The 21,495-nt window shown below is 49.0% G+C and carries 15 protein-coding genes and 1 pseudogene; 3 read left to right on the forward strand and 13 right to left on the reverse strand.

Annotated elements, in window-relative coordinates; all coding sequences use genetic code 11:
* Positions 1–26 precede the first annotated feature (26 nt).
* From EXU85_RS04590 to EXU85_RS04615, 6 genes are all read right to left on the reverse strand, one after another.
* A complete protein-coding gene (locus tag EXU85_RS04590; RefSeq protein ID WP_142770937.1) occupies positions 27–1,514 on the reverse strand; it encodes a serine hydrolase in 1,488 nt (495 codons plus the stop codon).
* 369 nt (positions 1,515–1,883) lie between these two features.
* Positions 1,884–2,741: a DUF4097 family beta strand repeat-containing protein gene (locus EXU85_RS04595; RefSeq protein ID WP_142770938.1), complete on the reverse strand. Its 858-nt coding sequence runs from the start codon at positions 2,739–2,741 to the stop codon at positions 1,884–1,886.
* Positions 2,741–3,610, reverse strand: a complete 870-nt coding sequence (locus tag EXU85_RS04600) for a DUF4097 family beta strand repeat-containing protein (RefSeq protein ID WP_142770939.1) — start codon at positions 3,608–3,610, stop codon at positions 2,741–2,743. Before EXU85_RS04600 ends, EXU85_RS04595 begins: the two co-directional genes overlap by 1 nt.
* 107 nt (positions 3,611–3,717) lie before the next feature.
* On the reverse strand, positions 3,718–4,554 hold the full coding sequence (locus tag EXU85_RS04605; RefSeq protein ID WP_142770940.1) for a HEAT repeat domain-containing protein: 837 nt from the start codon (positions 4,552–4,554) through the stop codon (positions 3,718–3,720).
* A complete protein-coding gene (locus EXU85_RS04610; RefSeq protein ID WP_142776616.1) occupies positions 4,529–5,074 on the reverse strand; it encodes an RNA polymerase sigma factor in 546 nt (181 codons plus the stop codon). Before EXU85_RS04610 ends, EXU85_RS04605 begins: the two co-directional genes overlap by 26 nt.
* A 288-nt stretch (positions 5,075–5,362) precedes the next feature.
* Entirely contained in the window at positions 5,363–6,019 is a 657-nt protein-coding gene (locus EXU85_RS04615) for an NAD(P)-dependent oxidoreductase (protein ID WP_168207741.1), read from the reverse strand.
* A gap of 105 nt (positions 6,020–6,124) precedes the next feature.
* Here EXU85_RS04615 and EXU85_RS04620 point away from each other — a divergent pair, with 105 nt between their 5' ends.
* The gene (locus tag EXU85_RS04620) at positions 6,125–6,757 is read left to right on the forward strand and encodes a MarR family winged helix-turn-helix transcriptional regulator (RefSeq protein ID WP_168207742.1); all 633 of its coding nucleotides are present in this window, start codon (positions 6,125–6,127) and stop codon (positions 6,755–6,757) included.
* 95 nt (positions 6,758–6,852) lie between these two features.
* Here the strand turns inward: EXU85_RS04620 and EXU85_RS04625 are convergent, their stop codons facing one another.
* Positions 6,853–9,321: an ABC transporter permease gene (locus EXU85_RS04625; RefSeq protein ID WP_142770943.1), complete on the reverse strand. Its 2,469-nt coding sequence runs from the start codon at positions 9,319–9,321 to the stop codon at positions 6,853–6,855.
* Between the two features lie 288 nt (positions 9,322–9,609).
* Entirely contained in the window at positions 9,610–10,191 is a 582-nt protein-coding gene (locus EXU85_RS04630; RefSeq protein ID WP_142770944.1) for a hypothetical protein, read from the reverse strand.
* A gap of 88 nt (positions 10,192–10,279) precedes the next feature.
* Between EXU85_RS04630 and EXU85_RS04635 the strand changes: the two genes are divergently transcribed.
* On the forward strand, positions 10,280–10,567 hold the full coding sequence (locus EXU85_RS04635; RefSeq protein ID WP_142770945.1) for a hypothetical protein: 288 nt from the start codon (positions 10,280–10,282) through the stop codon (positions 10,565–10,567).
* On the opposite strand, the gene EXU85_RS04640 is transcribed toward EXU85_RS04635, so the two are convergent.
* From EXU85_RS04640 to EXU85_RS04655, 4 genes are all read right to left on the reverse strand, one after another.
* Positions 10,545–12,914, reverse strand: a complete 2,370-nt coding sequence (locus EXU85_RS04640) for an ABC transporter permease (RefSeq protein WP_142770946.1) — start codon at positions 12,912–12,914, stop codon at positions 10,545–10,547. The genes EXU85_RS04635 and EXU85_RS04640 overlap by 23 nt on opposite strands.
* 119 nt (positions 12,915–13,033) lie before the next feature.
* Entirely contained in the window at positions 13,034–15,460 is a 2,427-nt protein-coding gene (locus tag EXU85_RS04645; protein ID WP_142770947.1) for an ABC transporter permease, read from the reverse strand.
* 75 nt (positions 15,461–15,535) lie between these two features.
* The gene (locus EXU85_RS04650) at positions 15,536–16,288 is read right to left on the reverse strand and encodes a GIN domain-containing protein (protein ID WP_142770948.1); all 753 of its coding nucleotides are present in this window, start codon (positions 16,286–16,288) and stop codon (positions 15,536–15,538) included.
* 200 nt (positions 16,289–16,488) lie between these two features.
* On the reverse strand, positions 16,489–18,876 hold the full coding sequence (locus tag EXU85_RS04655; RefSeq protein ID WP_142770949.1) for an ABC transporter permease: 2,388 nt from the start codon (positions 18,874–18,876) through the stop codon (positions 16,489–16,491).
* 164 nt (positions 18,877–19,040) lie between these two features.
* On the opposite strand from EXU85_RS04655, the gene EXU85_RS36105 reads away from it, so the two are divergent.
* Positions 19,041–19,115 carry a CRISPR-associated DxTHG motif protein gene (locus EXU85_RS36105; RefSeq protein ID WP_371732038.1) on the forward strand — a complete coding sequence of 25 codons (75 nt, stop codon included), beginning with the start codon at positions 19,041–19,043 and terminating at the stop codon, positions 19,113–19,115.
* Positions 19,116–19,146: 31 nt separating this feature from the next.
* On the opposite strand, the pseudogene EXU85_RS04660 reads toward EXU85_RS36105, so the two are convergent.
* Positions 19,147–21,492 (reverse strand): annotated as a pseudogene (locus tag EXU85_RS04660) (ABC transporter permease); the annotation flags it as partial.
* Between the last annotated feature and the right edge of the window lie 3 nt (positions 21,493–21,495).

A 21,495-nucleotide genomic window follows, 5' to 3' on the forward strand; every position in this document is an offset into this window, starting at 1 on the left:
TTTAGCAGCTCTAGCTTCGGCACTAACTACTTTTCGGTAGACTCACCGACTTTTTTTAAGAACTCGATGGCGTTGGTATTCTGTGCATTTAAGGCCAGCGACCGCTTATAGTTCTCAATCGCCTGCTTGCGATTGCCGATGCGCTCATAGGTTTCGGCGAGACTGTCGTAGGTATTCCAGCCTTTAGGATACAAACTGACATTCAGCTTGAAAATTTCAAGGGCGTCCTGTAGTTTATTCTGCCCAGCCAGCGAATACCCCCAGCCATTCACGTAATTTTCGTTGAGGTAAAGTTCGGGATGTTTTTTCCTGACATCCTTTACCACGTTGATAACCTGTGCATAACCCCGCTTTTTCAGTTCTGTATTCAGCATCGTTACAGCGATTGGTTCGCCGTAGAAGGCGTCTATAATCTTCTTAGACAACTCGCCGAGTTGATACTGTGTTGACTGATCGGCGTCATTGGCCAGCAGCACCAGGCCTACGTTCTGATCGGGATACAGATCACAATAGCTGGCAAATCCGAACGTGCCACCCGAGTGTTCTACCTGACGCTTGCTGTCGATGGTTTTGTGCAGAAACCAGTTTAGGCCAAACGCCTGATTATCGACGTTGCCCCAGGTTAGCTGATGCGTCAATTGTACGGCTTTGTCACGCTCATTTAACTGATAGGCTGCGTATTTCAGCAGATCGGTGGCGCTGTAACGAAGGCCACCAGCCGCCTGCATGGCTTTCATGGTAAACGCAGGCATTGGATTGCCTTTGCCGTCGTAGCCTTTCGCAAACAGGTTAGGAGAAGCTGAGCCAAACGTGTTATGCATCTGGAGCGGTTCTTCGATTTTCGTTCTGATTAACTCTTCGTAAGGCATCTGGTAAATTTTCTCCAGAATGTAGCCTACTAACTGAGCCGCTACGTTGCAATGACGCGGATTCTGACCGGGAGCCGCCTTAAGCTTCACGGCGTGCAGATCATTGAAGAAATCCTGCTTTGTATAGCGGGTCAACTCACTCACTATCCTAAAGGGCACCGAATCGGGACTGACCTGCTTGAATCGATCGGGCTGATCGGGGAAATTATCCGGTAGCTCAGACGTCCAGTTGGTGAGATTTACCAGCCGGATGGGCTTGCCTTCGTAAGCCAGGTTCGGATAATCACCATCGAGGTACTGGCGGATGTCATCGTCCAGGCTGGCGCGTTTTTCGAGTACGGCTCTCGCTAGCAACAGACTCCCAAACGTTTTACTGATCGAGCCAATCTCGTAAATCGTATGCTGCGTGGGCACCTGATTTTTGCCTTTCTCCGTCGTGCCGAAGTTATAGAACGATGTCTTCCCGTTTCGGACAATACCAATCGACAAGCCTACGTGTGTTTTCTCCTGAACAAAGGCCGTCCCAAGTTGCTGGATGGTAGTTTCCGGGGAGGCTTTTGCCGTGGGGGGCGTTACTTGCCCCAACACTAGATCGGTTGTGAATGCGAAAAGACAGAGAGCAAGAATGAGATGCTGAGTACGCATGAATGTCGATTGGTATCATTGTCGAACCTGTTTTATACGGTTCTTTTATAGAAAATGATAAGCTATTTTTTGTCATTCCGACGCAGGAGGAATCTCAAGCTTGACTGATACGCGACGTTGAGATTCCTCCTGCGTCGGAATGACAAAACGCTCATTTGCAAAAAGCTTGAAGAGTAACGTCACTAGTTGCCGTGGTGTCAGTTTCTTAAAACTGACAAGCGAGGTTTCTCAAAACCTCGTTAAATTGACAGCCTATCCGATAGGTTTTGAGAAACCTATCGTGTCAGTTTTAAGAAACTGACACCACAACGAGCTTAACCTGATGGCTATGGTGAGGACACAGGCCGAGGATGCGAAAGCCACGTTACTTTATTTCGCTTTGCGGATGTAAATATTCCCGTTCATGTTCTTCATCATGACTTCCGGGCCACCGCCGTTGATTTTCCCGTACACCCAATCCTCAATCTTCACCTGATACATACCCGACTGGCTGGTGCGGTTCACTTTCGGTTGGTTTTTGTCGACATCGATGTCAAAGTCGCTGTAAATATCGCCCCGGTCGGATTTGAGTTTGCTGTTCGCTTTCACCGAAGAAGGAAAGGTTACGTCGACATTACCGTTCAGGGTAGAAAACGCCATCGGTGTATCCGAATCAATGGATTTGAAGCTGGCAATCACGTTGCCGTTAACGGTAGTGGCTACCGCTGAACCCGCAACATTGGTCAGGTGGATGTAGCCATTCACGTTATTGACTTCCAGGTTACCACTCACATTCTCGACCTCAATCGTACCATTATTAATAGTGCTGACCTTGAGCGAAAAACGCTGCGGTACTTTAATGGTCAGGTCGATGGTTTGTCTTGTGGTGTTGGCGTTCACGTTTACGGTATTGTTTTTCTCTTCGGCGCTAACGTCGAGGGGGAATCCCGTTGCAATCCGTTTCATGCCATTGGCTGTTCGGTCTGGGCGATCATCGTCGTCGTCGCGTCGTCCGCGCTTTGGGCTGGCCACAATGTCGATCACTACATCTTTGCCACTATAGCCAACTACGTGAATAGAGCCATTGATTAAGCCTACCCGCAAATTGCCGGGTTTGGACGCGTCGCTCAAGGGAACAACTAATTGTTCTTTCACTTCATTCTGAGCAGCTACCGGGCGAGCGAGGCTGAGAAAGCAAATGAATAATGAATAATGGATAATGGATAATGACTTGTTATTCGTTTTCATTAGGATTGTTTTTTAATGTAAATGCTTCCGTTAAATGTTTCAAACTTGAAGGTCTTCCCGCCACTGCCGATGCGAATGGCGGTGTTTTTGTTGAGTTTATAAACCGTTCCGTCGCCGGTTTTCTGGGTTGTTTTAATGGCCTGCACGGGCAAAACTTCAGTGTTGGGGAAATCGGTGTAGAACTTGCCCTGAAAGGTCTTGAACTGTAGATCGGCCGATAGATTGCTAGGATAACTCACGTTAATGTTGCCGTTGAGGGTATAATAAGACGAGTTTTCGGGCGGGTTAGCTACGTAATCGACATCGAGATTTCCGTTGATGGTGTGGGCGTCTGTCGTACCTTTTACGTTGGTGAGTGTGATCGCCCCATTTACATTACGCGCTTTGAGCGTTCCTTCCACATCCTTGACGGTCACGTTGCCCCGGTTAACGGTCGACACAACGAGATTCATCCGATTCGGGACTTTTACCGTGAAGTTGAGCGTGAAATCATAGTCAACATCCCGGTCATTGTTCCAGTTGTTCCGGTTTCTATTGCGCCGTGGACGTGAGTCGAAGGGCTCGGCGATGTAGGCCACAATACTGTCGCCCTGCTGATCGAACTGAAGCTGGAATTCTTTTTTGCCGATCTCCAGGTCGCCATTGTTTTTAGCCGTAATGGATTTATCCACCTCGATCACGACCTTATCGCCCGAGTAGCCTTCGACTTTGATAAAGCCGTTTATGTTGTAAATGGCTAGCGCACCAGTTGATGCCTTCGATACGGTGAATTCTTTGCTGACATGCTCTTTAAATTCCTGAGCAGTCGCTGGCGATTGGGCACAAGAAAGCACCAGCCCCGCCAGTACGGGGATCATAAACAGTTTCATAGTAGTTGTTTGGATTTAAGTTTTTCTTTTTGTCATCCCGACGCAGGAGGGATCTTCGGAATAGTACGCTTTAAGATCCCTCCTGCGTCGGGATGACAAAAAGAACATTAGGACAAGTCCCGGATACTCTGCTCGATTTTGCCTTTTACTAAGTGGTTCAGATTATCGTCGTGGAGCAGTTGCCGAAGCGGTTTAATGGATCGTTTCTCCTGTAGTTTTACCATTATATCGGCCAGTGCGGACTGGACCATTGGCGAATCCTGCTGACTAATTGACTGGACAAGCCCTTCCCGAACCTTTGCATTATCTGCCAGTTTAGCCAGGGCTTCCAGTGTAACCAGGCGCACATTCACATTGTCGTCGTTATTGAGCGTAGTCAATAAAGCTTCCACTACCTTCTCATCCACCTGGTTGATTTCTTCGGTATAACTCACCGCCCGGAGTCGTTCAGAAGCCGATGGATTTTCCAGCAAGGAGAGCATCATCATCTGGCGCATTTCCTGTACCTGCGTCGACAGCGTGTCAATTTGTTGTTTGTAGGCTACCGTTGGCGAATTGGCATGGTTTAACCAGTACCCACCCGCTAGTCCAACCGTTAACAGGGCCACACTATAGGCTAAACGAAGTGCATATTGTGGTGTCCAAAGCTGCCGAAGTTTTGCCAGTAGATTATCAAATACGCTTTCGGGCTCAGCGGCAACGGTATCTTTATACGTATTGAGCATTGCCTGAAACCGTACTCGTGCCATTGGGCTGGGTTCTGGCGTTGGCAGATTTCCCATCAATTGCCAAAGTTGCCGGGTCGACTCTGCTTCTGCCTGACAAGCGGGGCACTGCGCCAGATGGGCTTCCAGGCTTACCCGTTCAGCATCCGGCAATTGGTTGCTTAGCCAGTCGGTTAGCTGGTTGTTGGTCTGTTCACAGTTTATAGGCAGTTTTTCCATTCTCAATTGTCAGATAAATTTTCTTTAACTCGTTCATTGCCCGGTGTACCCGCACCTTTATCGCTCCCTCCGTCGTATTCAGCACCCGTGCAATTTCCTCGTATTTCAATTCCTGGAACCGGCTCAATACCAGTACTTCCCGATTCTCGGCACTTAGCTTCGCCATCGCCCGATGCAGCATGTCCAGTTCCTGTTCTTTCTGCATTGACTCATCGGCAGCTGGGCCACCCCCAACTTTGTCGGCCACATCGGCCAAATCATAGTTTTGTGCCGAGCGTTTGTTTTGCTTGCTGTAATCCACCAGTACATTTCTGGCCAGATGGTACATCCAACTTTTAAACTCGCCATCGCCCGTAAAGGTGTGGCGGTACTTGAGCATCCGGTAGAACACCGTTTGTACCATATCCTCGCTGGCTTCGCGCTGGTTTGTCATATGGAAAAGGAAGCCGAGTAAGGAACGATTGTACCGCTCGAAGAGCAGGCCCATCGTGTCCATATTGCCTGCCTTTACCTGCAGCATCAGTGCATTGTCTGTCAGAGAGCTCAACCGAATTGGTACCGGGTTTAATGGATTTTGGACTGGAAACCGTGCGAAGTTGGGAAGGTTACAGAAAAAGACGAAAATTTTTTCGATGGCACAAGGCCGGGCCACGTTGGCTCGGCCTTGTGCCTACTATTCTCCGGCCTCTGGCCGGTGTGAAAATATGTGTTGAAAAATAACCATTGCAATCCGGCCAGAGGCCGGGGAATAATAGACACAAGGCTAGAGCCAACGTGGCCCAGCCTTGCGCCATCGAAGTCATAAAAATCAATTCGCTACTTCAACCACTGCCCGAATCATCTGTCTATCAGTTAAATGATGTAGCATGAAATGGGCCAGATCGGCGCGACTAATCTGGAAACATTTATCTAAAAACGTATTGATGGCATAGCGATAATTTTCCGTTAGCGGCTTATTCGTTAGTCGGGGTGGGCGAACGGATGTCCAGTCGACATTGCTTTTTTTTAACGCTTGTTCCATCAACCTCGTGTCGGCGTAAACGTGTTTGAATATCCGCGCTAAAACGTATTTCGTGAGCATGCGCAATACCCAGGGCAGTTTTGGGCTGACCTCAATTGCTGATGAAGAAATGCACAGCAGTCGGCTCACATCTGTTCCCTGCATGGCTCTCAGGATGTTTGCTACACTGACAGAATATACGGTTGTGGGTTTTAACTTTTTAACCCCCAAACAGGAAACCACTGCATTATGGCCTTGCACTTGTGTTGAAAATGTCTCAAGCACCATCGCATCGCCTTTGACTACCCGCAGGTTTGGGTGTTGCTGGGCGAGCGCGGCTGGATTGCGCACAATAGCCGTAACCCGATGGCCTGCTTCTAACGCTAGTTTAACAAATTGGCTTCCCGTTCCACCCGTAGCGCCGAAAACCAGGATAGATAATTGCTTATGCGTTGGCGTATTCATCTTATTACTTCGGTTTCGTAATTGTTTGTGCAAATGTATAACGTTTACGAAATTAAAATATATCCGAAGCATTATTTTTATTTTTGCTACGAAAACGAACTAACTGTGAATAAAACCGTAGCCTTAGTCAATTTGTGGGGAGAATTTGAAGAGAAGCATCCGGAGGCCAGTATCGAGGATTTTTTTCGTTATCAGCTTGCCCATCAGCGCGAACGTGTTGCAGCAACCGATACGCCAATGGCGGGCGGCACGGCACCCATGCACCCAAATGGTCAGCTATTACGCCTGATTGGGCGAGTCAATAAATTGAACATGGTGTATGCCTATGCCGCTTTAGACGGTACGGGCGTCAATCAACTGGAAGAATTTGGGCTGCTGATGCACATTAGTCAGGCGAAAAACCCCCGAAAAACAGAAATTATTTACAGCAATCTGATGGAGCTGTCGAGCGGAACCGACATGCTGAATCGCCTGAAAAACCGAGGGTTTATCCGGGAGTATGACGATACCGAAGACCGACGCTCCAAACGAGTTGAATTAACCGAGGAGGGACTCGCCGTGATTGCAATTTGTCGGCAGCGAATCGGGAAACTCGCTGGTATGATGCTTCATAACATGGCCGACGATGATATACAGCTATGTATTAAGCTGCTGAAAGGCGTCGAACAGGAGTTTTCAGCCCGATTGCCCAACGATAAAGGAAAAGCGTTTGAGGAGGTTTTTAAAGAGGTGATGTAGAGACGCAATCCCTTGCGTCTCCTTACCCGGATGGCCTTCTCCCTGTAGCAGGGCGCTAATTGCTGGCGCATCAGGAGACGCAAGGGATTGCGTCTCTACTCACTTCGCAAACTCTTCACTGGATTCATTAGTGCGGCTTTTACGCTTTGCAGGCTCACCGTTAGCAGCGCAATGCCTACGGCCAAGAAACCCGCCAGGGCAAATACCCACCACTCAATGTCGATTTTGTAGGCGAATGCCTGAAGCCAGTTGTTCATGGCATACCAGGCAATAGGCGAGGCAATGACAATGGCAAGCAGAACCAGTTTCAAAAAATCTTTGGAGAGTAGGGTAACAATACTGCTAACCGATGCCCCCAGCACTTTCCGAACCCCAATTTCTTTGGTACGCTGTTCGGTTGTGAACGCGGCTAATCCGAATAAGCCCAGACAGGCAATGAAAATGGCCAGCGCTGAGGCTAAGGTAAACACCTGCCCATACTGCTGTTCGCTCTGGTATTGCTTGTTGTAGTTTTCGTCGGCAAAATAAAACTCGAACGGATTTGCTGGATAGCTTGCCTTGTAGATACGCTCCAATTCGGCTAGTTTATCCTGAATGCGGCCACCCTGATTGGCATCTGTAGTTAATTGAACCGTCAAGTCGCTCACCGACCGGCGGGGCATGAAAATGACCGGTTCAATAGCCTGCTGCAAGCCCTGATGGTGATAGTCTTTCACGACGCCAACAATCTCGTAAGGCTGCCCCCAGTTGATCAACTGCCCAACAGCTTTTTCGGCCGGAGAAAATCCCAGTTGCCGGGCACCTGTTTCATTCACGAGCAGTTTGGCACTTTTCTCATACCCCAATTCAGCTTCCTGGATCGTGAAATTTCGACCGGCAACTAATCCAATTTCATAGGTTTTCAGAAAACGATCGTCGATGATTCCCATTGAGTAGTTTCTCTTTTCATCACCAGGTCGCGGGTTCTGTTTGGTAATTCCATTGGCCGTGAAGTTGTAGAAATTACCCGGTACAATGCCTGTCTGGCAGAAACTCTTGACATAAGGCAACTGGCTTAAGTCGTGCTCAAGTGCAGCTGTTCCTGGCTTGAATGAACCATTTAGATTGATGGCGGGACCCTTAATGACTACACGTTGCGCCAGCTGAACCCCCAGGTCTTTATTCTGCATGTACTGCAACTGCTGGTAAAGGATCAGGGTAGCAATAACTAAAGCGACCGATGCACTAAACTGCGATACCACCAGTGCTTTGCGTAAAAAACCACCCTTCCCAGCCTGATAAGCACCTTTCAAGGTCTGGATTGGCTGGAACGAGGTAAGGGTGAACGCTACATAACCGCCCGATGCTACTGCACCAACCAGTAATAAAATCAGGCCAATAAGCCAGAACCCGTTTGCATTAAGTATGGTTAACGACAGCTCTTTCTGAACAAACTGGTTAAAAGCACCTTGTAGCGACATAACCAGCATCAGAGCAACTATGAAGCCCAGACTATTGAGCAGGAGTGACTCGCCCAGAAACTGCCCAATTAATTGGCCTGGCCCTGCACCAACTACTTTCCGAACGCCAACTTCTTTCGCACGTTTTAACGCGCCTGCCGTTGAGAGGTTTATATAATTGAACCAGGCAATCAATAGAATCAGACCCGCAATACCACTCAGAAGATACACAAACCCTAAACTGCCGCTTGTTCGATAGATGTCACTCAGGGATGCCGCCAGATGCATGTTCGTGGCGGGTTGCAACAAAAACAGACTTTCATCTTCGGGTGTTCTTTTCTTTTTATAGGCATTGAGCTTGGCTTCCAGCGCTTTGTAATCGGCCGATGCACTGGATTGCTGTGGGTCGGAAAGTTGCAGGAACGTAGTTAAATACGTGCCGTCAAAGCCATCTAATCGCGCCCAGCTATTGCCACCGAGGTTGGCTGGATTTGCCAGCGTCTGTAGTGAAAATACCGCGTCGAAAGACAGATCTGAATTGGTCGGCATGTCGGCATAAACGGCCGTAACGGTGTATAGCGTTTTGCCAAACTGATTATTAAGCGTCAGCGTTTGACCCAGGGGTTTGGCACTACCAAAATATTTTCGGGCCTGCGATTGCGATATGGCCACGGTGTTCGGCTGCGTTAGCGCTGTTGCGGCTACTCCCTGCACGAGCGGGAAGGTGAAAAGTGTAAAAAAACTGGCATCCGCGTAGGCCAGTTTACTTTCTCTAAATGACTGGATCGATCCGTTACCCTTTTCATTGGCGAGGCTTACAAGGCCGTTGGCTGAATGCTCACCCACGCGGCAAAAATCCCGCACTTCCGGAAATTCCTGTTTCGCTAGTGGGGCTACGGCCGGGGCCATATCTACCCAGATATCCCCTTCACGGGTTTGCGTTAGGAGCCGATAAAGCGATGGTAAGTTCTTATGAAATGTGTTGACGCTTCGTTCATAGGCAACGTACTCTAAAATCAGTACGAAAGCGGCAATGCCGAGGGCCAGACCTGCAATATTGATGAGCGAAAACACCCGGTTCTTTCGCAGGTTGCGAAAAGCGATTTTAATGTAGTTAAGAAGCATAGTTTAGGGGTTGAAGCGTGACACAACTCTTGAGATAGTTGGTGTTTAACCAAAGAGTTTTAATTCAGAGAATTTTAGGCGAATTCGTTGCTGCTTTTGGTCTGGCGATACCTACTCGTTTATATGGTTGGTATACTCAACAGCCATGCCACAAAGAGAAAAGGCCGTCTCCTGCTCAGAAACGACCTTTTAACGAAAAGCTTTGTCCGATACTGGACAGGTGCCTGTCCGAAAATAAGTTGAATGCTCTGCCCGTGCGGTTCATACCCGAACTAGCCTATACGTAGGTTACTGATTTCCCGTTTTAATACCGAAGCTGCGCTCTGTCTCTTTGATGATGGCCTGCTTTTCGCGCTCCGATTTGCCGAGCACATTGGCCGTACGTTCAATGATTAGTTCTTCACCATCTTTCTCGAAAGTGTACTGCATCCAAAGCCGCCCATTTTCCTTGTCTTCTTTAACCAAGACCGATGATGGCGCTACATCGCTGGGAGAGAGGGATGAATTGGAATTGGCTTCCATCCGCTCACGCGCCGATTCATCAGCACGAGAATAAGACGTCATCTGCACTTCGGTTTGTCTTTTTCTCGCCCGGGCTTCGTGTTTCCGATTAATGATCAGCTCATTCGATTGATTATCGACAAACCGATCCAGCGAATCGATAATGTGATTTTCCAGCGCTTTCACGTCGTCTTTATCCATGTCTTCGATATCGAACGAGCGGTTGTAATGGACGGAGCGTCCTTGCTGCTCAATGTCAACGCGAATACGAAGCTCCCGACCATCGGTCGTGACGTTTTTGCTGGACGACCGTTGGGCTACTGCCCCGAAACCAATCGAGAGTAGCAACAGGGTAAAGAGCGTTTTCATAGAACTGGCAGAAATTGCGTAGAATTTGAGGTAAGTAGAATTACTCCCTCTATCATCGTGCCAACTGCGTATCTGATTGTTTATCAATATGTTCTCTATATATGAAGAAATCGGTTGTCCGATAGCGGACACTTTTTCGTACGGCTGCGGACAGGGAGGAAGGGAGGAAGGGAGGAAGGGAGGAAGGGAGGAAGGGAGGAAGGGAGGAAGGGAGGAAGGGAGGAAGGGAGGAAGGGAGGAAGGGAGGAAGGGAGGAAGGGAGGAAAGGAATAAAAAAACAATGCCTTCCTTATTTTACCTCTCCTCCTCTCCTCCTTTCCTCCCCCTCCTCCCTTTCCTCCTTTCCTTCCCCTTTATTCCGAACGAAGTGATTTAACTGGATTCATCAACGCGGCTTTGATGCTTTGGAAACTTACCGTTATGAGCGCGATACCGACCGCCAGCACTCCGGCTAAAGCGAATACCCACCACGATAGGTCAGTTTTATACGCAAAACCCTGTAGCCATTGATTCATGACATACCAGGCAATGGGCGAAGAAATGACAATGGCAACCAGTACAAGCCTGACAAAATCTTTGGAGAGTAAGGTCACAATACTGGCTACCGATGCACCCAGCACTTTCCGAACCCCAATTTCCTTGGTGCGCTGCTCGGCCGTGAAAGCCGCCAGACCAAACAGACCCAGACAGGCAATAAAAATGGCCATGCAGGCAAAAAGGGTAGCCAGTGTGCCAACCACTGTTTCGCTTTTGTAAAGGTTCTGGTACTCGGCGTCCAGAAATGAATATGAAAAGGGAGTTTTGGGATTTAATTTCTGGCACAGTGCTTGGATACTAGCCAAAGCCTGTTTTGTCTGGCCGGGTTGGGTTCGTATCAGAATGTTGTTTGGCCACCAATGCTCACCCAGACGAATAATGAGTGGTCGGATGGGTACGTGTAATGAGTTGAAATGGAAATCTTCGATCAGTCCGACAATCTTTCCGGGCTTTTTGCCAAATGTAAGCGGTTGCCCGATTGGGTCTTTATACCCGATCCGTTTAGCGGCTGCCTGATTGATGAGATAATTGCTTGAATCGGTGCTAAAGCTTGGCGAAAAATCACGGCCACGAATCAGTTTTAGTTTAAATGTTTTGGTGTAATCGTATCCAACTACGGTGTTATTGAATTGAATGGCAAGGCTTGGATCTTTGCCCACCCAGCGCACACCATCGGTTGTATTTCCATTCTGTAACGGGTTCGTCATCATGTGGGTAACGGACTGAATACCCGCTATTCGCAACAATTCCTGTTTAAACGTTGAGTAGTTGCTGGCTAATTCACCTTCGCCGGGAATATTGATTATGTTCTCCCGATCATAGCCCAGATTCTTCGTTTGTATAAACTGGAGCTGACGATACACAACTACTGTACCCACAATCATCAGCATTGATAACACAAACTGAAAGACCACCAGACCACGCCGAAACAATAAAGCTCCTGCCCCAAAACGCATGGTTCCCTTGAGTACGCGTACCGGATTGAGCGACGACAGAAACAAGGCTGGATAACTACCCGCCAGGCAACTCGTCACGAGTAATAAACCGGCCAATAATGCCCAGAAAGAAGCCTGATGAATCGGAATAGCTAACTGCTTATCAGTTAATTGATTGAATACGGGCAGCACTAGGTTTACCAGCATAACGGCCAGACCAAGCGCCAGAATCGTGAGGAGTAAAGCCTCGCCCATAAATTGCCCAATCAGGGATGCCCGCTCCGCGCCAACTACTTTCCGAACGCCTACTTCCCGTGCTCGTTTCGTAGAGCGGGCGGTGGCTAAATTCATGAAATTGATCCCAGCAATGAGCAGCAGGAACACCGCGACAATGACGAACAACTGCACATACTCAATACGGCCACCATCGCGCTGACCGTTTTTAAAATTTGAATACAGATACGCGCCTGTTTCGGGTTGTAGAAATAATTGAATGTTGAACGTGGCACTAATGTCCTTGTTCCTGCCCTTCAGGAATGTTTTAAGCTTATCATTAACCTGACTGAGATTGGCATCAGGCCGGAGTTCGAGACGCGTATCGGGGCCGCCGTTCTCCCAGCCATTAAGCCAGGGATTAACTTTCAAATAGCGCTCCCAGTTAAGCAAAAAATCATACTTATCGAGCGAATTGGCTGGGAGATTCTCAAACACCGCCGTTACCTGAAAGTCGGTATTGTTGTCAAATCGAACAGATTTCCCCAGCGCAGCTTGCGGATTGCCGAAATAGATTTCGGCTAGTTTTCTGGAGATGGCCAGATTGTTGGGCGCGTTGAGAGCCGTTTGGGCCGTTCCGGCCAGCAAGGGAATCCGGTATAGCTTAAACCAGTCGGCCCCGGCATAGTGTCCGGTTTGGCGGGCTACTTTACGCCCGACCGTTAGTATATGCCCTTCTTTCGACGATAATCCTGCTGCATGAATAATCTCAGGAAACTGCCGCTTGAGTTCATCGGCCAAGAGTCCAGGAGTATCCTCATCCGTGACAATCCGACCATCGGCAATCTCATTTTCCATCACACGATAGAGATTGATTGCGTTTGGGTATTGCGTTCCTACGCTCAGCTCATCCTGTATCCAGAGGAAAATAAGCAGACTGGACGCCATGCCCAGCGCCAGCCCCACAATGTTAATGGTGGAGAACGTTCGGTTCCGAATCAGATTCCGAAAGGCTATTTTGAGATAGGAATGAAGCATAGAAGGGAGGAGGGGGAGGAAAGGAGGAGGGGGAGGAAAGGACGAGAGGAGGAAAGGAATAAAAAAACAATGCCTTCCTTATTTTACCTTTCCTCCACTCGTCCCTTTCCTCCTCTATTTTATTCCGAACGAAGTGATTTAACCGGATTCATCAAGGCGGCTTTGATGCTTTGGAAACTCACAGTTATGAGCGCGATGGCTACGGCTAGTATACCCGTCAGGACAAACATCCACCAGGCGATGTCGATTTTGTACGGGAAGTCGGACAGCCACTTGCTCATCACATAGCCGGCTATGGGCGACGCGATGACCAGCGCTACCAGGACCAGCTTAACAAAATCGACCGAGAAAAGGCCAAAAATATGAGTTGTCGATGCGCCCAATACTTTCCGAATACCTACCTCTTTGGTTCTTGATTCGGCCATAAACGCCACGACGCCGTAAAGCCCTAAACAGCCAATAAATATGGCAATACTCGCCAGCAACCGGAATAGCGAATACATGCGTTCTTCACTTTTGTAGAAGTTTGCCAGTCGCTGATCCAGAAACTCGTAGGTTAAGACAAAATCGGGGAAGGTGGCATTCCAGTTGGTTTCCACATCGTTAATCAACCGATTGATGGCTTCGGTACCGCTCTGCTGCGTTGATAGTTTAATGCCTAGTGTATGATACGCGTCGCGCCGGGTCGTCAGGATACAGGGGTTAGTTTCCTGATGCAGCGAGAATGTATTGAAATCCCTGACAACCCCTACAACCTGCTTTTTAGGATGCGTGGGGCCACCTACGATCATGTACTTACCAAGAATCTGCTGCGGGTTCCGAAGTCCTAATTTCTTCACCAGCGATTCATTCACAACCAGTTCCCGTGTCGTATCGGCGGGCTGATACATCCGCCCGGCAATCAGTTTCAGTCCATACGTGTTGAAATAGGCCGTGTCGGCGAACCGCATGACCACGCCAAAATCAGCGTCTTTCTCGGCATTCTCGTAGCGAAAACCCGTCCACCAGTTGCCATCCGACGATGGGATCGAAATGCCATAACTCAGCGATTTTACGTTAGGCAGGGCCGCCAATTTGGCCTGGAGTACTTCCAGTTGGCCCGGTTTATTCTCTGGTATGTTTACCGTCAGTACAGCGTCTTTATTATACCCCAGATCCGCCGTTCGGACGTACTTCATCTGGCTGTAGGCGATGATTGTACCGATGATGAGCATCTGCGAAATGGCAAACTGAAACACAATCAGGCCCCGGCGAAGGGTTAACTGACGGCTACCTGTCATCTTTATTTTTCCTCGCAGGGCCACTACCGGCTGATAACCCGACAACACCAGGGCAGGATAAAACCCAGCCAGTACCGTTGTCAGTATGGCTAGTAAAACCACAAAGCCAATTACCGCTGGGTCGAATAAAACCAGCGAGGCCGCCTTCATGTCGAGCAATTCGGCTACGTAGGACATCGATGTATTCGCCATCAGAAAAGCCAGTCCGACGGCTATGCCTGTGAGTAGGCCGGTTTCGCCCAGAAACTGTCGAACTAACTGGGCCCTTGAGCTGCCCAGAACCTTCCGCACGCCCACTTCTCGGGCCCGTTTTATGGCCTGGGCTGTAGCCAGATTGATGAAGTTCACGCAGGCTGTAACCAGAATAAACAAGCCGATCAGCGCCATGGCCCAAATCATTTGTTTGCTAACTGTCCGGCCCGCTGAGTTTTCTGTTTGGGGATCGAAGTGGATACTGGTCAGCGGCTGTAATTCGTAGTGCAGAAGTTTAGCCTGCTCTGGTTCCATGTATTTTTTTACAAACGGTGCCAGTCGCTGCTCTAGTTGGGCCGAGGCTACGTTCTCGGGCAAGGCCATGTAGATCTGAGCACCGCTGTAGGTAGAACCCCATTCATCCCAGCCGCCGTTGGCCCCGTATTGCTTCAGGGATGGAAAGGATAGCATGACCCCAAACGGCAGGCTACTTGTTGCGGGTGGGTCCTGCACAACGCCCGTCACAACGAAATCCATTTTATTCTCTACCCGAATCGATTTGCCTACCGGATCTTCGTCGCCAAAGTATTTATGCGCCATGCGCTCCGACAAGACAACCGTTTGTGGGTTCGTCACAGCCGTTTTCGGATTGCCTGATTTCCATTGATAATCAAACAGACGGAAGTATTCGGGCTCTACGAAAGCAACTTCGCCACCTTCTTCCTGAAACTTGCTGGCCTTCTTTGTATTCACTTTCACCATCGCCCCATACAGCCCGTAAACCATGCTTAGCTGGTGTTTCAATTCCGGAAAGTCGTTCCGAAGGGCCGCTAAAGCAGGCAGTGGAACGCCTACGCTACGATTATCACCTTCCGGTCCTTTAAAATGAGCAACAAGTCGATATGTATGATCGGCGTTGGCATTGTGCCTGTCGTAGCTCAATTCATAGCGAATGGCCAGAAACAGTACTAAACAACAAGCCAGACCCAGAGTAAGTCCGGCAATGTTGATGGTCGTATAATTCCAGTTGCGCTTCAGCGCACGGAGGGCGGTGGTGAAATAGCTTTGTAGCATAGGGCAGGGGGCGTGGAGCAGGGTGCTCGGGGCAGGGTGCTAGCCGCGACCCTTGCTCCCTGCTCCACGCAGTTATTATTCAGTCCGGCGGATGGTTACTTCGCCAATTACCAGGCCTTTGCGCAGGTTACCATCACCCGCATACTTGATGTTGGATTCACCGAATGCCATGACGCCGATCCGATTGGATGCGTACACCTTTAACTGACTATCACCATAGGAATGAACTGAAACCAGTTCACCGGTCAGTTTCTCGGTGTCAAGTGTATTGTCTCCGTAAATACGATAGTGTTGTCTGGCCACCTTGCCCGACCGGATCGTCACTTTATTTTCGCCGTATAGACTGACTTTGAGTTTATCCGCGGTCAGCCCCGCCAGATTAACCGTGGCTTGCCCGTACACCTTCAGTTTGAACGAATCACTTGTTAGCTCGCTCTGGCAGGTCGCTTCTTCTTCACCCCGGATTTGCAGGTTTTTCAGGCTTTTGTAGGTTACGTAAGCCGTTACTTTGACACTCTTATCGTAAATGGGTCTTGTAAATTCCATATCCCCATCTTTCCATTTCCGGTTCTTTACCGTGATCCGGGCATCGTCGAGGTAGATGCTCAGGGTTTTGTTTTCAACAACATAGTTGACTTTTTCTGGCTCGATATTCTGGTACTGCAACTGAATGTTTTCCTGGTCACCTGCTACCAACACAATACTGACGTGTGGGCTGGTAATGACTTTATCGAATGACGGCAATACTTTTGCCGGTGTCTGGGCGCGCACCAATAGGGCGGATAGTACGAAGAAAAGGGTTGTAGTAGTTTTGGTTAAATGGTTCATAATCAGAGTGTTGTGTGTTTGGATTCTTGGGCTATGATATTAAGTTGATAGTTGCCAATGGCTTAGTAATAAATCTGTTTAGAGCTACTTTATTCTAGTCCGTTTTACCCCTAAATCCCCTGAAGGGGACTTTATCCGCAAATGAGCAAAGTCCCCTTCAGGGGATTTAGGGGTAAAACGGACTGGCAAACTATAATGCCTCATTCACTTCGTAAACTCTTCACTGGATTCGTCAATGCAGCTTTTACACTTTGGAAACTCACCGTCAGGAGCGCGATAACGATGGCGATCAACCCTGACACGGCAAAAATCCACCACGTAATATCAGCTTTGTAAGCGAAGCCCTGTAACCACTGGTTCATGGCATACCAGGCCAGGGGCGAGGCAATGACGATGGAGATAAGGACCAGTTTTAAAAAGTCTTTGGAGAGCATGGTCACGATACTCATGACCGAAGCGCCCAGTACTTTCCGAACCCCAATTTCCTTGGTGCGCTGTTCAGCGGCAAAAGCGGCCAGACCGAACAAACCCAGGCAGGCAATCAGGACCGCCAGGAGTGTAAATGTCAGTAAGACTTCGCCCTGTTTTTGTTCGGCTTTGTACTGCTGCGAGAAGTTCTCGTCGAGGAAGTGAAAATCCAGGGTAGCAGTCGGATCAAACGTGCGGTATACCGATTGGATGTAGGCCAGAGCTTCGGTTACTTTCCCGGCCTGAACCCGAACATACATGTTGTCTTTATCCATCGGAGCGGGCATCTGTAACACCAGCGGCTCAATTTTGTGCTGAAGTGAGTACGTATGAAAATCCTTCACCACACCCACCACACGGGCTTCGGCAGTGTGTTTTTCCTGATCGATGTAGTATTTCACCCGTTTGCCGACAGCGTCTGTCCAGCCGAATTGTTTGGCAAGGGTTTCGTTGACAAGTACAGCACCCATCTGGTCGCTTTTAAACGAATCCGAGAAGTTGCGGCCACTGAGTAATTTGATTTGCAGTGTCTTAAGGTAGTCTGAGTCGATCTGGAATTTCTGGACAACCTGTGTACTGGACGAAAAGGCACCATTCTGCTCGAAGAACATCCCATTGCCACCGATATTATTGTTGCCAATTGGGTTGCTGGCTGCGGCTGCGCCTTCAACCAATGGACTTCGTTGCAGGGCTTCCTTTAGGGCATCTATTCGCTGACGGACGTCTTCACTGTTGACATGGAAGGTGAGCACCTGCTCTTTATTAAACCCTAAATCAGAATGCATCACAAACCGCATTTGCCGGTACACAATGCCCGAACAGGCAATGAGCGCGACCGTGGCCACAAACTGAAACACCACCAGCGACTGCTTGAAGAAAATACTTCCCGACTGATTGCCGAGTTGCCCTCTAAGAGCCGCTACAGGCCGGAAACCGGATAGGCGCAGGGCAGGATAGAGACCGCTGACGGCACCAAGGCACACAGACAGTACACTAACTATCAGCAAGGTAATAAGCGGGTTGCCCAATGACAGTGTTTTGTCGGCCATCTGATTGAAGTACGGTAAGGCCATGACAACCAGACTCGCGCTCACCAAACCCGCCAACAGCGTCATCAGGATCGACTCCGTCAGAAACTGCCCGATGAGCTGCCATTTATACGAGCCAATCGCCTTGCGGACCCCAACTTCGCGGGTTCGTTTGAGGGACCGGGCGGTGTATAAATTCACGTAGTTGATACAGGCGATCAGCAGAATAAGGGCGGCTACGGCGGCAAAAATGGATACCGTACGGGCGTTTCCGTTGGCGCCGATTTCATAGTCTAACTGCGAGTGAAGATGTATAGAGGTGAGGGGCTGGAGTTCCATTCGATAAACAACATTATTGCCCATTTCTTTTTTCAGGTACTTCTGATAAAAACCGGGGAGCTTGGCTTCCAGCGTTTTGTAGTTGCTGCCTTCAGTTAGAAGCAGGTAGGTGTAGAGTTCGAAACTCTGCCAGCCTGCCGTATAATTGTCTGGAAGCGAGCGTAAAGCGCCAAACTGAAAATGCGAATTGGTCGGAACATCTTCGATAACGCCCGTAACGGTATTCGGAAAGTGGTTGCTGAACTCAATAACCTTACCAACCGCTTTGCTGGCATCGCCGAACAGATTCTCGGCCACGCTTTTGGTCAGCACAATACTTTGTGGTTTGGTCAGTGCCGACGCCGGATCGCCATACAGAAACGGGAACGTAAACACATCAAACACCGAGGGATCGGTGAAGAAGATGTTGTTGACATCTATCTTTTTATCGTTGAACGTAATCTGTCCGCCCCCTTCCGTATTGATCCGAACGGCTTTTTCAACCTCTGGATAATCGTTTTTGAGGGCTGGGCCAAACGGCGCTGAGGTAGGGGCGAGTTTCAAATTTCCACCCGGCCATTGTGCATAATGCACTACCCGCACAATACGATCGGCCTTGGCATGAAAACGGTCATAGCTCAGTTCATTGGCCACATACAAAACCATTAACCAGACAGCCGCCATCCCAATGCCCAAACCAACGACATTAAGCCCGCTAAACAACTTGTTTTTCCAGAATGTCCGAACCGTAATCTTTATGTAATTGCCTAGCATATCCGTAGCCCGTTGACGTTAAGAAGAGAAAACGTACTGCCTGGTACGTCTTACTGGTTAAGCAAGCCCAAATGCTATGCCAAATGGATAATGAGCTGATTGTTAGTTGTTTGTGCTGAGGCTTGCAGCTGGAGTGTCCGCAAACGGACGTAAATCGTACAGTTGTGGACATTACTCACTCCGTAAACTTTTTACCGGGTCCAGCAACGCAGCCTTCACACTCTGGAAACTTACCGTGAGCAACGCAATGCCAATTGCCAGTACACCGGCCAGCGCGAACATCCACCACGCCAGATCAATTTTGTAGGCAAAGCCTTCCAGCCACTGAGTCATGGCATACCAGGCCAGGGGTGTAGCAATGACAATGGCAATCAGCACGAGTTTCAGGAAGTCCTGCGAGAGAAGGCCAATGATATTGCCTACCGATGCCCCCAGCACTTTCCGAACGCCAATTTCTTTGGTGCGCTGCTCAGCGGTGAAGGTGGCTAATCCGAAGAGCCCCAGGCAGGAAATGAAAATGGCGAGAGAGGCAAAGTAGTTGGCCAGACTACCCACTATCGACTCGCTTTTGTAAAGCTTCTGGTACTCGTCGTCGGCAAATTGATAGGAAAACGGAAACTTCGGATTCTGCTGTTTCCACAGTGCTTCGATACTCGCTACCGCCTGTTTTGTCTGGCCGGGTTGGGTACGAATCAGGTAGCGTTGCGAACTGGGTTCGGTACTTAGCCGAAGAATCAGTGGGGAAATGGCCGTGTGCATGGATTGGAAATGAAAGTTTTCCATGACACCAATTATTTTTCCGGGTTTGCCCCACATCGTTATTGGCTGCCCAACAGGATTTTTATAACCCGTTCGGGCAGCAGTGGCTTCATTGATGATGTAATTGGTTGTATCCATACTAAACTCCGGCGAGAAATCACGGCCAGCTACTAGCCTGGCTTTGAGCGTTTTCATTAAATCATAGCCAACGGCTGTCTGGGTAATTTCGATATTGACATTTGGGTCTTTACCCGTCCAGCTAACGCCCCCGGTACTGCTTCCAATATTGGTGGGAGCTTCGGTCATGGACGATACCGACTGAATACCTGGCATGCGTAGTAACTCATCTTTAAAGGTCTTGTATTTTAAGGGTGTGGCGAGTTCGCCCTCTACGGGCACATAGAGTAAATTCTCCCGATCATAGCCCAAATTTTCGGTCTGGATGTAGTTCACTTGCCGATACACGACGATGGTGCCTACAATGAGTAGCATGGAAAGTACAAACTGAAACACCACTAACCCCTGCCGAAATAAGCGTGCGCCCGAACCAAATGTAAGGCTACCCTTCAGCACCTTCACCGGCTGAAGTGACGATAGAAATAAGGCGGGATAACTCCCTGCAATGAGGCCGGTAACCAACGTTATACCAATCAACAATAACCAGAGTGAAGCATCTGTAACCTGTAGGCTAATGTCTTTGCCTGTCAAGGAATTAAAGGCGGGCAACGAGACTACCACCAGCGTTGTGGCCACCAGTAAAGCCAATACGGCAAATAGCAATGCTTCGCCAATAAATTGGGCAGCCAGTAAACTACGCAATGCGCCAATCACCTTCCGAACCCCCACTTCCCGCGCCCGTTTAACCGAGCGGGCCGTTGCCAGATTCATGAAATTAATGCAGGCAATCAGAAGCAGGAATACCGCAACCACGCCAAACAAGCGTACATACTCGATCCGGCCACCATCCTGAATCCCGTTTTTGAAATTTGAGTACAAATAGCCATCGGGATAAGGTTGTAAGAAAAGCTCGGCATCGAAGCTTTTGCCAATATCTTTATTGTACTTCCGCAAAAACGGCCTGAGTTTGGCATCCAGATTGGCTACGTTTCCATCTGAGCGCAGCATAATACACGTATGCGGACCGTTGTTCCCCCACTCCTTCATCCAGGGATTCCGGCTGAGGCAATCCTGCCAGTTTATCAGGAATTCGTAGTGATCTGATGAATGCGCGGGTAAGTTTTCAAACACGGCCGTTATCTGATAATCACGCTTATTGTCGATACGGATGCTCTTACCAAGGGCCGCTACCGGGTTGCCGAAATAAAATTCAGCTACTTTTCGGGAAATGGCCATGCTGGTTGGCGCATTGAGTGCAGTTTCGGGTGTACCGGCCAGTAGCGGAATACTAAACATCTTAAACCAGTCGGCTCCAGCCCAGTGTCCTGTTTCTTTGTTGATCTTATCACCAACGGCGAAGGTCATTTGCGCTTCCCAGCCCGTATAGCCAGCTGCGTACAAAATCTCCGGAAACTGTTTTTTCAATTCGTCGGGTAAAACGCCCGGTGTAAAACGACCTGCTTCTACTTTCCCATCGTATTTCTGACGCTGCATGACGTTATACAACTGTGGGCCATTGGCATGGTAGTTATCCACAGTGAGCTCATCCTTTATCCACAAAAAGATGAGTAAACTACAGGCCATGCCGAGCGCCAGCCCCAGAATGTTGATAGCCGAAAAAGCTTTGTTGCGAATAATGTTTCGCCAGGCGATTTTGAGGTAGTTCGTTAGCATAAGAAAGGGAGAGGAGGACAGAGACGAAGGAGTAAAAGGAGGACAGGGACAAAAGGGTGTTTCCATCCT

Source organism: Spirosoma sp. KCTC 42546, from assembly GCF_006965485.1.
GTDB lineage: Bacteria > Bacteroidota > Bacteroidia > Cytophagales > Spirosomataceae > Spirosoma.